Origin of the sequence: Thalassotalea sp. PP2-459 (assembly GCF_001913705.1) — a bacterium.
GTDB lineage: Bacteria > Pseudomonadota > Gammaproteobacteria > Enterobacterales > Alteromonadaceae > Thalassotalea_C > Thalassotalea_C hakodatensis.
Map to the genome: position 1 here is coordinate 1 of NZ_MKQD01000007.1, position 13,416 is coordinate 13,416.

General features: G+C 38.5%; 17 protein-coding genes. 9 read left to right on the forward strand and 8 right to left on the reverse strand.

Features of this window, described 5'->3' with window-relative positions:
- The first annotated feature begins 385 nt into the window (after positions 1-385).
- Entirely contained in the window at positions 386-565 is a 180-nt protein-coding gene (locus BI291_RS00190; protein WP_074495191.1) for a hypothetical protein, read from the forward strand.
- Positions 566-603: 38 nt separating this feature from the next.
- On the forward strand, positions 604-783 hold the full coding sequence (locus BI291_RS00195) for a hypothetical protein (RefSeq protein ID WP_074495193.1): 180 nt from the start codon (positions 604-606) through the stop codon (positions 781-783).
- A gap of 1 nt (position 784) precedes the next feature.
- On the opposite strand, the gene BI291_RS00200 is transcribed toward BI291_RS00195, so the two are convergent.
- The gene (locus BI291_RS00200) at positions 785-1,438 is read right to left on the reverse strand and encodes a DUF2959 domain-containing protein (protein ID WP_074495194.1); all 654 of its coding nucleotides are present in this window, start codon (positions 1,436-1,438) and stop codon (positions 785-787) included.
- Positions 1,439-1,443: 5 nt separating this feature from the next.
- Complete coding sequence (locus tag BI291_RS00205; protein WP_074495195.1) at positions 1,444-1,671, reverse strand: hypothetical protein; 228 nt, start codon at positions 1,669-1,671, stop codon at positions 1,444-1,446.
- A gap of 103 nt (positions 1,672-1,774) precedes the next feature.
- On the opposite strand from BI291_RS00205, the gene BI291_RS00210 reads away from it, so the two are divergent.
- Genes BI291_RS00210 through dtd form a run of 3 tightly spaced genes read left to right on the forward strand, consistent with a single transcriptional unit; the run spans position 1,775 to position 4,041 of the window.
- Positions 1,775-2,635: a virulence factor BrkB family protein gene (locus BI291_RS00210; protein WP_074495197.1), complete on the forward strand. Its 861-nt coding sequence runs from the start codon at positions 1,775-1,777 to the stop codon at positions 2,633-2,635.
- A 3-nt stretch (positions 2,636-2,638) separates the two neighbouring features.
- Positions 2,639-3,601 (forward strand): prolyl aminopeptidase, encoded by a 963-nt coding sequence (gene pip / locus BI291_RS00215; RefSeq protein WP_074495200.1) that lies wholly within the window; start codon positions 2,639-2,641, stop codon positions 3,599-3,601.
- Between the two features lie 2 nt (positions 3,602-3,603).
- The gene (gene dtd / locus BI291_RS00220; RefSeq protein ID WP_074495202.1) at positions 3,604-4,041 is read left to right on the forward strand and encodes a D-aminoacyl-tRNA deacylase; all 438 of its coding nucleotides are present in this window, start codon (positions 3,604-3,606) and stop codon (positions 4,039-4,041) included.
- Here the strand turns inward: dtd and BI291_RS00225 are convergent.
- On the reverse strand, positions 4,030-4,767 hold the full coding sequence (locus tag BI291_RS00225) for a hypothetical protein (RefSeq protein WP_074495205.1): 738 nt from the start codon (positions 4,765-4,767) through the stop codon (positions 4,030-4,032). The genes dtd and BI291_RS00225 overlap by 12 nt on opposite strands.
- Before the next feature lie 41 nt (positions 4,768-4,808).
- Between BI291_RS00225 and BI291_RS00230 the strand changes: the two genes are divergently transcribed.
- The 4 genes from BI291_RS00230 to BI291_RS00245 are packed head-to-tail and all read left to right on the forward strand — an operon-like array spanning position 4,809 to position 7,336.
- Positions 4,809-5,702 carry a bifunctional GNAT family N-acetyltransferase/hotdog fold thioesterase gene (locus tag BI291_RS00230; RefSeq protein ID WP_074495207.1) on the forward strand — a complete coding sequence of 298 codons (894 nt, stop codon included), beginning with the start codon at positions 4,809-4,811 and terminating at the stop codon, positions 5,700-5,702.
- Positions 5,699-6,157 (forward strand): nuclear transport factor 2 family protein, encoded by a 459-nt coding sequence (locus BI291_RS00235; protein WP_074495209.1) that lies wholly within the window; start codon positions 5,699-5,701, stop codon positions 6,155-6,157. Before BI291_RS00230 ends, BI291_RS00235 begins: the two co-directional genes overlap by 4 nt.
- Before the next feature lie 12 nt (positions 6,158-6,169).
- Positions 6,170-7,033, forward strand: coding sequence for an NAD(P)-binding domain-containing protein (locus BI291_RS00240; RefSeq protein WP_074495212.1), 864 nt, complete (start codon positions 6,170-6,172; stop codon positions 7,031-7,033).
- A 9-nt stretch (positions 7,034-7,042) separates the two neighbouring features.
- Positions 7,043-7,336 (forward strand): hypothetical protein, encoded by a 294-nt coding sequence (locus BI291_RS00245; RefSeq protein ID WP_074495214.1) that lies wholly within the window; start codon positions 7,043-7,045, stop codon positions 7,334-7,336.
- Positions 7,337-7,391: 55 nt separating this feature from the next.
- On the opposite strand, the gene BI291_RS00250 is transcribed toward BI291_RS00245, so the two are convergent.
- The 5 genes from BI291_RS00250 to hutU all read right to left on the reverse strand — a co-directional run bounded on the left by BI291_RS00250 (position 7,392) and on the right by hutU (position 13,390).
- Entirely contained in the window at positions 7,392-8,327 is a 936-nt protein-coding gene (locus BI291_RS00250) for an SPFH domain-containing protein (RefSeq protein WP_074495217.1), read from the reverse strand.
- Positions 8,324-9,244: an SPFH domain-containing protein gene (locus BI291_RS00255; protein ID WP_074495219.1), complete on the reverse strand. Its 921-nt coding sequence runs from the start codon at positions 9,242-9,244 to the stop codon at positions 8,324-8,326. The genes BI291_RS00250 and BI291_RS00255 overlap by 4 nt, the downstream gene beginning before the upstream one ends.
- Before the next feature lie 47 nt (positions 9,245-9,291).
- On the reverse strand, positions 9,292-9,744 hold the full coding sequence (locus tag BI291_RS00260; RefSeq protein WP_074495221.1) for an NfeD family protein: 453 nt from the start codon (positions 9,742-9,744) through the stop codon (positions 9,292-9,294).
- Between the two features lie 416 nt (positions 9,745-10,160).
- Positions 10,161-11,696 (reverse strand): histidine ammonia-lyase, encoded by a 1,536-nt coding sequence (gene hutH, locus BI291_RS00265; RefSeq protein WP_074495224.1) that lies wholly within the window; start codon positions 11,694-11,696, stop codon positions 10,161-10,163.
- A gap of 2 nt (positions 11,697-11,698) precedes the next feature.
- A complete protein-coding gene (hutU, locus tag BI291_RS00270) occupies positions 11,699-13,390 on the reverse strand; it encodes a urocanate hydratase (protein ID WP_217693801.1) in 1,692 nt (563 codons plus the stop codon).
- Between the last annotated feature and the right edge of the window lie 26 nt (positions 13,391-13,416).

Genomic DNA, 13,416 nt, shown 5'->3' on the forward strand with positions numbered 1-13,416 from the left:
GATGTAGCTTATTAGAGAACGCAGGAGCACGTTCTCCTGAATAACCATTCTCTGCAATCAACGCCGTGCCTCTAAAGCGTTTAATTCTCGCTGAGTGACCGAATATTTATGCGAATTGGTATAAGGTAATCCAAAGCAGTAGGTTTTGTGAGATATATCTCAAGCTGCTGTCAGCATTTTGATTATTCTCTATCATATATATCCAGTAGTGCTTTTTAACCTTTTAATTTTAATAGGTTTTTCTTTTTTTTGAATCTTGGTTTGTGTTTTCTGATAACTTAAGGATATTAATACTCGCTGGCTGAATGCTCATTCACTGCTACACTTATTTCCATAGTAAATACCTGAACTTGAATGCTATGGAGTGGTTAGCAGGGGTGTAGTAATGGAAAGAAATAACATAAACAGGTTAAATGTGCTTTTTGAAAAAGCGATGTCTAACCAAGCAAACTTACTGGAGCGTAAAGAACTGAATCGGCTTTATCAAGCGTTTATTGATGATGGACGTGATAAGCCAAAAGCTACGGCTATTAGACATGAACATATAAAAGTAGCAATTGGATAAGAGAATTATCATAACAATAACGATAAAAGGAATTAAAGATGTCTCCTGAGCAACTTAAAAAGCTGCATTCACTAAGCCAACTCTTTAGGGATGGGCAAGCAGGAAGTGAGCAAGTGAAAGAGTTATCTGAGCTGCTAGCCTCGATAAATCATCATTTTGATCCAGATAATGATCTCGCGAGTGAAGAAAGATTAACGATAAGAAACAGAGTAAATTAATTTACTCTGTTTTTAATGTCTCAATAAATGCTTGAGAATCATCAATTGAACGATTCATTTGTTCTATTAATTGAGCAACATTTTGTTTGATACTCGTATATTCAGCGTTTAATGAACCAATTGCTTTAGCGTTTAAGTTATGTTTCAAATATAACATGTTGTCTTGTAAAGCAGATAAAACCGGTTGCATTTTATCTTTGGCACGATGCATTGCTCGGATAACATTCTTATAACGACGTTCTGTGTCACGAAGTTGCGCTTGGCTTTGTTGTTTGTACTGCTGATTAGAAAATTGTTCTATCTCATCTTGCCATTCATCAAAGAGTGCCTGAGCCACATCTTCAATGAGTGAAATGCGTTCGGCAACATCCTCTGCAGCTTCTTTACTTGATTCATAATGATCTTTACTACGTTCATAGTGTGATTGTAGCTCGCCACCTTCAAAATTCATCAACTTGGTAAATTGCTCAAGTGCATCTTGAAACTCTTGTTTAGCCTCTTCCTGCGAGTCTGTCGCTTTTTCTACGCGATCAATGAGAATGTCACGTTTATGTGTACCGACTTTTTCCATCGCAGAATAATAGGCGGATTGACAACCGACGAGAATAAACAGCGATATTATTCCCATCAATTTAATAGATTTATTACAGAACATGATAATTAGCTTCTAAATTTAGCGGCATCAATAATTGCCCATACGTGAAAAATAAATCCTGGTATCGCCATAAAAAATAAAATTCCTGTTGCCGCTAGAGAGTAATTTACCCACGTGAGCAAGAAAAAAATAATCGCTGCAAGTATTCTCCCTTGTACTAATTGACCCAAGCCTGCGATAAAAAAACTACAGATAGCGGCTAATACATTACCACCAGAACCTTGACTAGACATAATTTCTCCTTTTGTATTTTTAAACTACAGTAAAGCTATGGTAGGCTTTCATCAGTAAACCATCATATACTCTATCATTAAACGATGTCACTAATTATGCAATATGAGCTTTGTAAATAAAATTGTAAATTCTCAACAATGGGTCTCTATAAGCCAATTTATCGTGTTTTTTGTTAAACGTTTGTTCGTTGAACAAATTCATGTCAATGCTGGCTATTTAGCCTATGTCACTTTAATGTCATTGGTGCCATTAGTGGTCGTTATGTTATCTGTGATGACGGCATTTCCAATTTTTAGTGAAATTAAAATTCTTATTGAAAATTTTGTCTATCAAAATTTCTTACCTGCTGCCGGTGATGTTGTGAGAGAGCACATTACTGGATTTGCAACGAATGCTTCTAAAATGTCAGCAGTGGCAATTACCTTCTTATTTGTGTTTGCTCTGATGTTGATTTCAGCTATTGATAAAACATTGAATAAACTATGGCGAGTGACTAAAAAAAGACGTTTGATCACTGCTTTTTCGATGTATTGGATGGTATTAACATTAGGCCCTGTTCTGGTTGGTAGTAGTATTGCTGCAACATCTTATGTCGTTTCATTTATGTCATTAGATGGCTATGAACTGTTTGGACTTGATCATATTTTAATGCGTTTAGTGCCATTACTTACATCGGTCGCGGCTTTTCTGATCATTTATTTAGTGATCCCAAATAAATATATTCCTTTTAAATATGCAATATCTGGTGCAACACTTGCGGCAATACTATTTGAAATTGCAAAGAAAGGGTTTGCTTTCTATGTTACACAACTTCCTTCCTATCAAGCTATCTATGGGGCTTTAGCAACAATACCTATATTGTTTTTATGGGTTTACTTGTCTTGGCTTATTGTGCTGTTTGGTGCAATTTTTACTGTGTGTTTGCAAGATTTTAAAACAGAATCTGCCGCAGAGGAGCAATAGAAAGTGACTAGAATATTAAACCCAAAAATATCTCCATTTCATACTGAGTTTGTTGATGTAGGTGATCAACATCAAATTTACCTAGAACAAGCAGGTAACGCAGAAGGGATCCCTGTTCTTTACTTGCATGGTGGGCCTGGTGGCGGCACAAGTGAGAATCATCGGCGATATTTTGATCCTGAAAAATATCACTATATAAGTTTTGATCAACGAGGCTGTGGTCAATCTACACCTGCGGCTGACATTGAGAATAATACCTCTAACAAACTCATTGATGATATCGAATTTATTCGCCAACATTTAAAGATAGAACAATGGTTAGTGGTTGGTGGTTCTTGGGGAACGACTCTGGCTTTATTATATGGCATTGAACATCCTCAACGTGTCTTAGGTTTTATATTACGAGGTGTGTTCTTAGCAACTCAGCAAGAATATAACTGGTTGTATCAACCCGATGGTGTGCAAGGTTTTTTTCCTGACTATTATCAAGATTTCTTATCACCTTTAGATGAAACTCAAAAGTTAGATCCTATTAAAGGGTATGGAGATATTTTCGCGAGTGATAATGAATTAGCGATAAGCGCAGCCTGTAAAGCCTGGTATTTATGGGAGCTGAGGCTTTCAAGTATTGAGTATCCTCCATTAGGTCTTGCCCACGTTGAAGACTTTCATCAGGCCTGTTGTATGGCGAAAATATCACAGCATTACTTTCAACAAAAAAGCTTTATTAAAGAAAATCATATTATTGAAAATATTAAGAAAATCTCTAATATACCTGCCATTGTTATACATGGCCGCTATGATATGGTTTGCCAGCTTCAGCAAGCGCATAGACTTGTTGAACATTGGCCTAGTGCTCGTTTGCAAATTTTACCGCAAGCAGGGCACAGCGGTTTTGAAAGCCAGACAATTGACGCGATGTGTAAAGCAACAGATGTAATGGCAGATTTTTTAAGAGATAAGTAATCATGATTGCATTAATTCAGCGTGTGAGCCAAGCTTCAGTTGACGTTGATCACAACACTGTAGGTAAAATAGAAAAAGGTTTGTTGGTGTTATTAGCGATCGAACCAGAAGATAACGAGATGAAAGCAGCTCGGCTTGCTGAGCGTGTGGCCGGTTACCGAGTATTTGAAGATGAAAATGGAAAAATGAACCTCAATGTTGGCCAAGCAGAAGGGGACATTTTAGTGGTATCTCAGTTCACTCTTGCGGCAGATACCTCTAGAGGTATGCGTCCAAGCTTTACAGGTGCAGCAGCGCCTGAATTTAGTAACACATTATATCAATATTTTTGTCAGCGACTACGAGACAAAGGTTTTCGTGTACCAACTGGCATTTTTGGCGCAGACATGAAAGTTAGTTTGCTTAACGACGGACCTGTTACTTTTCAATTAACGATCTAAGCTACGGTGTAACCAAAGTTTACGTGCACGATTTAAGTATCGTGAAGGAATATGCTTATTTTCAATTTCGTGTGCATCACTAGGGTGCAAGTGAACAATAATGTTTTTATAGTATGGTACTTGAAAGTAAATCAGTGAACGTGTTCGTTTTATTTTATTGAGCTGCTGTAAAACTTCATTTATTTTAATATTTGAGTGATTTGAAATGTTTAACGTAATCCAACTTTGTTCATTTGATTGGCGTATTATTGAGTCAATTAACGGCCATTCATCATCATTTTTTTGTGAAGAAAAGATATCGTAAATGAGCCAATTTGTGGCTGACGTTGAATGATTCAACAGCCATCGTTTAGCAGGTTGTTGATGAATTAAATATGGATGATTATCAGGGTTAAAATACTGATGAAAGCACTCTATCACCTCATTACTCTGCTCAATACTTTCGATGACACTGTTTGGCGATATTTGCGACAGAAAACGTAATAAATTTCCACCGCCTAAGCCAAATTCCACTACACGTTTAGGCATGATAAAAAGTAAAGGCAACATCATAAAATATTGGTGTGGTAATGTTAAAACGAAAGGTTTGCGTTTTAACATAATACTTTGTGTGGTTTGTCCGAAGTTCAACCAACGGTAGTGTGAATTTTCTACAATAGATAACGAGAAGTTGTTATTTAGATAATAACGTACTTTTCCTTGTTGTAAATGTGATTCTAATTTCATTTAATACTATATTAACGACACTCTATATTACAGCATAGACAATGATTTCATGTATCGCCCCTCAAACGCAGGAACAATTTAAACAGTACTATTCTTTACGTTGGCAAGAGCTGAGATCTCCGTGGCGACAACCTAAAGGTAGCGAGCAAGATGAACTAGAAGCGATAGCTTTCCATCGAATGCTAGTTGATGAGCAAGGTAAAGTTTATGCTGTTGGTCGACTGCATATTGACAACGAATGGCTTGGCCATATCCGTTATGTAGCGACAGACAATAATCAACAAGGAAAGGGGTTTGGCAAAACAATAATGCTGGCGCTAGAGCAACTAGCTAAAACGCACGGTGTGCATACTATCTGTTTGAATGCACGTGAAAATGCATTAATGTTTTATCAGAATATTGGCTACACAACTAAATCCATCGCTCATAAACTTTACGATGACATTCAACATTTTTCGATGGAAAAAAAGTTAGCTGAAATTCCAGAGAATCAATGTTCATTGATTAAATCGTTACAGCAAAAATGGCATAACACCATACCGCTAAGTAAAGTGATGGGTATTACAGCCGATTTTTATGATGGTAATACTTTTTTAACACATTGTGATATTGCAATTAATAAGAATATTCATCAAACAATGTTTGCTGGCAGTATTTATACTTTAGCTACTTTAACCGGCTGGGGATGGGTTTATCTACAAATTAATGCACAAAATATTCAAGGTGATATTGTACTTGCAGATGGCAAAATCAAATATTATAAACCGATTCCAGATGGAGCAAATGGGGTGATTAAACGTGAGAATACTTCAGGTGATGCATTGCAAAAAGAGCAAAAAGGTAAGACAAGTTTTATTGTTGAAGTGGGTATATATACAGGAGATAGCTTAGCGGCTCAATTTACTGGTAAATATGTTGTGGTGAAGAAACAATGAAAAGTCTTTGGTTAATTTTTTCTTTTATTTCGTGCTTTAGTTATGCTCAACAAAGCATAGAGCAAGTACTAAATGATTTTCATAAAGCAGCGGGTGAAGCTAACTTTACAAGCTATTTCGCTTTATTGGCTAACGACAGTATTTTTCTTGGTACTGATGCGACAGAGCGTTGGGATAAAGCGAGTTTTAAAGCCTTTGCAAAACCACACTTTGATAAAGGAAACGGTTGGCTTTATCAGCCGACACACAGAAATATTACCATCATAGAAGCGAATAAAATCGCAATGTTTGATGAGTTATTAGAAAATGAATTTTATGGTCAATGTAGAGGATCAGGAATCATTGTAAAACGTGAAGGACGTTGGAAAATTTTGCAATATAATTTATCAATTCCTGTACCAAATAAGCTTTCAAAGCAAGTTGTATCCATCATAAACGGTTCAAAAAACAAGTGAGATTAACGAGCAATGGCTAATAAGCGAGACGCTATCAATATAAAAAAACCATCTGTTGGGATTATCGGCTGTGGCTGGTTGGGCTTAGCGTTAGCGAAAAAATGTATAGAAAAGTCAATTAACGTGTTAGTTACAACACAAAGTGAAACAAGTTTAACAAAAGTGAAAGCGAACGGCTTGCATGGTCATATGTTAAGTTTACCTTTAACACCTGATGATACTAATCACTACGCTGTTTTTGATCAGGATGTTTTAATCATTTGCATTCCCCCTAAACTTCGTCACGGTCAGAAGAATTATGCTGAAAATATCAAAAGTATCGTTAAATTATCGAAAAATAATCATGTTCGAAAAGTTGTGTTGATTAGTACGACTGCAGTTTATCAAGGGTACATTGGCGAAGTTGATGAAGACACGCCATTAAAACTTGATATTGAAAAGGTAGCGATTTTATCGGAGGCTGAGCAGGAAGTTTGTTCGTTTAGTGATAACAGTGTCGTGCTGAGATGTGCAGGGCTGGTAGGCCCTGGAAGGAATCCAGGAAACTTTTTTGTTAAAGATAAAGTGGTACAATCACCAAATGCATACGTTAATTTAGTGCATCAGTTCGATGTTGTTGAGCAAATATTTGCTTTTATCACACAGCAATTACCTGGCGGTATATATAACTGTGTCAGTGATATGCAGGTTACCAAACAACATTTTTATGAAGTAGCTGCTAAATCAGCGGGAAGGCCAATTCCTGTATTTGATCAATTATCTGAGCTTGATTTAGGTAAATATGTTTTAGCAAATAAGTTACGTCAAACATCACCTGTACAACATCGGTATGACGATCTGATCGCTTGGCTATCTACTCCCCAGAATGATGTATAGGACGTGTTAATGTCAAAAACCAAACAAACGTGTTTTTTTAGTCTTTGCTTATTTTTCCATGTATTTTTATTTAACTTAGTCATGGTAAATAGCAATGGGCTTCATTTTTATTGGCAAGAAAACTTAAACCTTAAAGCCCTTTTGGTGTATTTATTGACGGCGCTATCAGGAGGTGGTGTGTATTTTATCACGGGGTATATAAGGAAAGTAATCGTTCAGATGGAAAAAACAAACTCTGATCATATTTGGCCAATATTGTCAGTAGTCGTGTTAAGCCTATTAATTTTATTATTAGTTTTTTAAGCCTACCTGTAATGAATTATCACCAAGTAGGCTTGAGGAGCAATGGTTAAGCTGTTTATACGGGTTTACTACCTAATGTTTTAAGCCACTGTTCAAAGTCTAATAAATTTGCAGGTAGAATTACCTTTCTACTTTTATCGCTTAAACCTGACAGCTTACTAAGGTATTGTTCGTTCAACTGCATTTGAATTGCTTGATCGCCACCAGGTTGTTCTATCGCTTTAGCCACTTTTTCAATGGCATTACCCGTTGCTGTCGCAATCGCTAAAATTTCAGCGGCTTTACCTTCCGCACTGTTAATTCTGCGTTGTTTCTCACCTTCCGAAATATTGATCATTTCGGTCATTTCACCTTCAGAACGATTTATTCTACTTTCTTTTTCGCCCAAACTTTTTGCTAAAATAGCGCGTTTTTCACGTTCAGCATTCACTTGTAATTCCATCGCGTTAGTTACCGTTAATGGAGGTGAAATGTTTTTTATTTCATAACGATGAACGCGTATTCCCCAGAGTTCTCCGGCTTTATCTAATACTTCGACTACTTTAGCACTGATAATATCGCGTTCTTCGAAGGTACGATCTAAATCTAAAGTGCCAATGACTGAACGGGTTGTGGTTTGAGCTAACTGCATGGCAGCAAAACGATAGTCAGTGATGCCGTAACTTGCTTTTAAAGGGTCAGTAACCTGTATATAGATAACCCCATCAACTTCGACATTCACTTCATCTTTTGAAAAGCATTCTTGAGGGGGTACATTTATGGTTTCTTCTTTTAAATCTTGTATAAACGCAACGCGGTCAATAAAAGGTAATAAAACATGAAATCCTGCCTCAAGGGTACAGCGATATTTACCTAATCGCTCAATCACGTACGCTGATTTTGTAGGTACTAAGCAAATAGCCTGAATAAATTTATAGGCTAAGTATAAAAAAATAGCGGCCCAAATACCTAGTACAATGAGATCTAATTGTGAAATATTATTGGGGATCATTTCGTCACTCCTTGTACGTTTTGCGTCACTTTATCCATACCTTCAAAAAAACCTTCAAGTTTTGCAAGCTCGGTAGGTAAAACGGAAACATCGGCGGTTTTCAATATATCACCAGTTTGTTGAATAAATTGTTCTAATAAGCGCATTCTAATCGCTTTATCACCGCAGGGTTTTGATGCCGCATTGGCAATTAATGAAATCCCTTCAGCCGTCGCTTGGGTTAAAATTTCAATTTCTTCTGCACGCCCATGTGCCTCGTTTATTTGACGTTGTTTGTCACCTTCCGATAAATTGATGGCCTCTTGTCGTTGACCTTCGGATAAGTTAATGGTTGATTCTTTTTCAGCAAGCGCTAAGGTGATTTCTGCTCTTTTTTGTCGTTCAGCTTCCATCTGTTTTTCTAAGGTATGAATAACATTGTCAGACGGGGTAATATTTCTTAGTTCGTAACGTAGTACTTTAATACCCCAAGGATCAGAAGCTTTGTCAATTTCACGAACAATGGTTTCATTGAGCGTATCACGCTCTGAAAAGGTTTGGCTTAAATTTAATTTACCGATTTCACTTCGCATGGTGGTTTGAGCTAAATTGATGCTGGCACGCTTATAGTCTTCAATACCATAACTTGCTTTTGCACCATCCATTACTTGAATATACACTAAGCCATCGACACTAATTTGAATGTTATCTCTTGAAATACAGCTTTGAGCAGGAATATCTAGTACTTGCTCGCGTGTTTCATGACGGTAAGCGACACGATCGATAAATGGAATAAGAAAATGGATTCCAGGTTCCATAACCGCACGAAATTTTCCGAGGCGTTCTATCACACAAACTTCTTTCATTTGTACAATCAACACCAACTTTACCACAATAAAAAGTAACGCAAGCAGTGCGAAAGTAAGCGTGGCTAACATAAAAACCCTCCAGGTTTTAAGGTAGAAGTAAAATTAAAAATTAGACGTTATTTAATTGGTTCAACAACTAAAGAGATGTTATCTTTGCAAACGATAGTGGCTTGGCAGCCAGCTGGAATTTCAGAACCGTCACTTAGTGCTGTCCAATATGTTCCTTGAAACGAAACTCTACCGGCATGTGTACCGGGGCCAATATTTTCGGTCACTACAACTTTTTTGCCATAGATATCGAGTTCCTCATAAATGTTGCCAATGGTTTGCTCGCCTTTGAAGAACTTTTCGGTGAAAAAATAAAGCACAAACAGCAGCACAGTTGCGCTAATAAACCAAGCGGTGAGAGTTAATACCCAAGTATCAAGAATGTTTTGTTGTACGCCAATGGCAACAAGTAAAGAGGCGATGCCAAGGTTCAGTAAAATTCCGCCAGGTATAAAAATTTCAAGGCAAGAGAATAAAATTGCAAGTACAATCCACGTTTCAAAATACAAAATATATTCCACTACTCACTCCTTGTTTTCTAGCTGGAAAATCGTCGCCTCTAATACGCTCCCAAAGGGCGAGTTTAAACGCTTCATAGCCTGTGTTGTTGATTTTGAAAAGGGAATAACCATTCTCTGCAATCAACGCCGTGCCTCTAAAGCGTTTAATTCTCGCTGAATGACCGAATATTTATGCGAATTGGTATTAACCCTAGTATAACGTAAAAAAAATGTTTCACTAGTGTAATTTAAACGTTATTGTTTTTTTAGCTAAGATAACGAAGTGTCACTATATCAAGTGTTTATGAATATACGTTACACCGACCGTAAAATAGGGGCGAACACAAGTGATAGTCGGTTACAACAAATTGTTTGCAACTCATACCAAAAAGCCGACAATTTGTCGGCTTTTGTTTTTGCATTTTATTTAAAGCAACTTAAAAGCTGGGTAGCATCCCTTGAGGGATAAGTGAGTTTAAATCTGCTTCAGCAATAATACCGGATGCTTCAGCAATATCCGGAGCAAAATAACGGTCTTTATCATAATAAGCGACATACTCACGTAAAATAGCTTTAGCTTGCTCGATAACAGTTGAGCTTTTCAGTGGTGCTCTAAAGTCAAGGCCTTGTGCGGCAGCAAGATACTCAACAGCAAGTACACCATTGGTGTTTTCTGCCATATCTGTAAGTCGACGTCCGGCAAAAGCTGCCATTGATACATGATCTTCTTGATTAGCAGAGGTTGGCAAACTATCAACAGATGCCGGGTGGGCAAGTGACTTGTTTTCCGATGCAAGCGCCGCTGAGGTAACTTGTGCGATCATAAAGCCAGAATTAACCCCGCCATTTTCGACTAAAAATGGTGGTAACTTACTTAAGTTTGCATCAATTAATAATGCCATTCTGCGTTCAGATAGCGAACCAATTTCTGCAATAGCGAGTGCTAAGTTATCTGCTGCCATTGCAACAGGTTCTGCGTGGAAGTTGCCAGCAGAAATAAAGTCACCTTCATTAGCAAATACTAGCGGGTTGTCAGTCACCCCATTTGCTTCCACCAACAATACGTCTGCAGCTTGGCGAATTTGTGTTAAACAAGCGCCCATGACCTGTGGCTGGCAGCGTAGAGAGTATGGGTCTTGCACTTTTTCACATTCAAAGTGAGATTGACCAATTTGAGAGTCATCACCTAACACGTGACGATATGCAGTTGCCGCATCAATTTGTCCTTGCTGCCCACGCACTTGATGTACTCTATCGTCAAATGGGGCGCGAGAGCCCAGTGCAGCTTCTACGGTCATTGAACCAATCGTTATACCTGCAGCATATAAATCTTCCGCTAAAAATAACCCTTCCAAAGCAAATGTAGTCGATGCTTGTGTGCCATTTAATAGCGCTAAACCTTCTTTAGCTGCAAGTGTAATAGGTTGTAAACCAGCAATTTCTAATCCTTCTTTAGCTGAAATTACTTGATCTTGATAAGACATTTCTCCTTCACCTAATAAAGGTAGCACCATGTGAGACAATGGTGCCAGGTCTCCAGAGGCACCAACAGAACCTTTTTTAGGAACGCAAGGATACACTTCTGCATTTAACAACGTAATTAACGCTTGAATCACCTCTAGTCTAATGCCTGAAAAACCACGAGCTAATGAATTAATTTTCAAGACCATCATTAAACGAACAGTAGCATCTTCCATGTATTCGCCAAAGCCGGCAGAATGAGATAAAACAATAGAACGTTGTAAAAGTTCTAACTCATCTTTTTTGATGCGGGTATTTGCTAACAAGCCAAAGCCAGTGTTGATACCGTATACGACTTGATTTTTCTCAATAACTTCTTGTACTGCCGCGGCACTTTTATTGATGTTGTCAAAGGCACTTTCGTCTAGTGCATATTCAATACCATCATAACGGCTTACTGCACGTAGTGCTGTTAATGTTAGCTGGCCTGGCACTATGGTTAATTGATTCATGATTAAGCTCCTCTCTTACCGTTTGCGCCATCAACCATGGGCAGATCTAGGCCTTGTTCTTTTGCACAATTTATCGCAATGTCATAGCCAGCGTCAGCATGACGCATGACACCGGTACCAGGATCATTCCATAAAACACGAGCGATACGTTTTTCTGCTGCGTCTGTACCGTCAGCAACGATAACAACACCAGCATGTTGGCTAAAGCCCATGCCTACACCACCACCATGATGTAAACTTACCCAAGTAGCGCCCCCCGAAGTGGATAATAATGCGTTTAATAATGGCCAGTCTGAAACGGCATCTGAACCGTCCATCATACTCTCTGTTTCACGATTTGGAGATGCAACAGAGCCTGAATCTAAGTGATCTCGACCAATAACAACAGGGGCTTTAAGTTCACCATTTTTTACCATTTCATTGAAAGCAACAGCAAGACGAGCGCGATCTTTCAAACCAACCCAGCAGATCCTAGCGGGCAAACCTTGAAAAGCAATACGCTCTCGCGCCATATCCAGCCAGTTATGTAAATGAGGGTCATTGGGAATTAATTCTTTTACTTTTTGATCTGTTTTGTAAATATCTTCAGGATCACCAGATAATGCAACCCAACGGAATGGGCCAATACCTTCACAGAATAAAGGTCGTATATAGGCTGGTACAAAACCAGGAAAATCAAAAGCATTCTTGACGCCTTCCTCAAGTGCCATTTGACGAATGTTGTTTCCGTAATCGGTAGTCGCAGCACCTGCAGATTGCATGGCTAACATTGCTTGTACTTGAACGGCCATCGATAATTTCGCCGCTTTTACAACGGCTGCTTCATCTTTTTGACGCATTTCAGCGGCATATTCCATGCTCCAACCTTGTGGAAGATAGCCATTTAGTGGGTCATGAGCAGATGTTTGATCGGTGACAACATCAGGGGTAATGCCACGTTTAACTAATTCAGGATAAACGTCTGCTGCATTACCAACTAAGCCTACTGAGATTGCTTCGCCTTTTGCACAAGCGTTATTGATGATCGACAATGCTTCATCTAAGTCTGTTGCTTTTACATCAACATATCGAGTATTCAAGCGGAAGTCGATGCGTGATTCATCACATTCAACAACAAGCGCGGAAAAACCAGCCATGGTTGCAGCAAGCGGTTGTGCACCACCCATGCCACCTAAACCACCAGTTAATACCCATTTCCCGGTTGCATCACCATTAAAGTGCTGTTTAGCCATCGCAACAAAGGTTTCATAGGTTCCTTGAACAATCCCTTGAGAGCCGATGTAAATCCATGAACCAGCGGTCATCTGGCCATACATCATCAAGCCTTGTTTATCTAACTCATTGAAGTGCTCCCAATTGCCCCAATTAGGTACAAGATTCGAGTTTGCAATAAGCACTCTAGGTGCATCAGCATGGGTGCGAAAAACACCGACTGGTTTGCCAGATTGCACCAGTAAGGTTTCATCATCTTCAAGGCGGTCTAACGTTTCTACAATTTTGTCATAACATTGCCAATCACGAGCAGCGCGGCCAATTCCACCATACACAACTAATGATTGTGGATGTTCGGCAACTTCATCATCTAAGTTATTCATTAGCATGCGTTTTGCTGCTTCAGTTAACCAGCTTTTTGCGGTTATTTCACTGCCACGTGCAGCACGAATTTTTCGAGTAGTATCTAATCTATTGTCGATAGTCATGGTTTTTTCCAAACGATTGA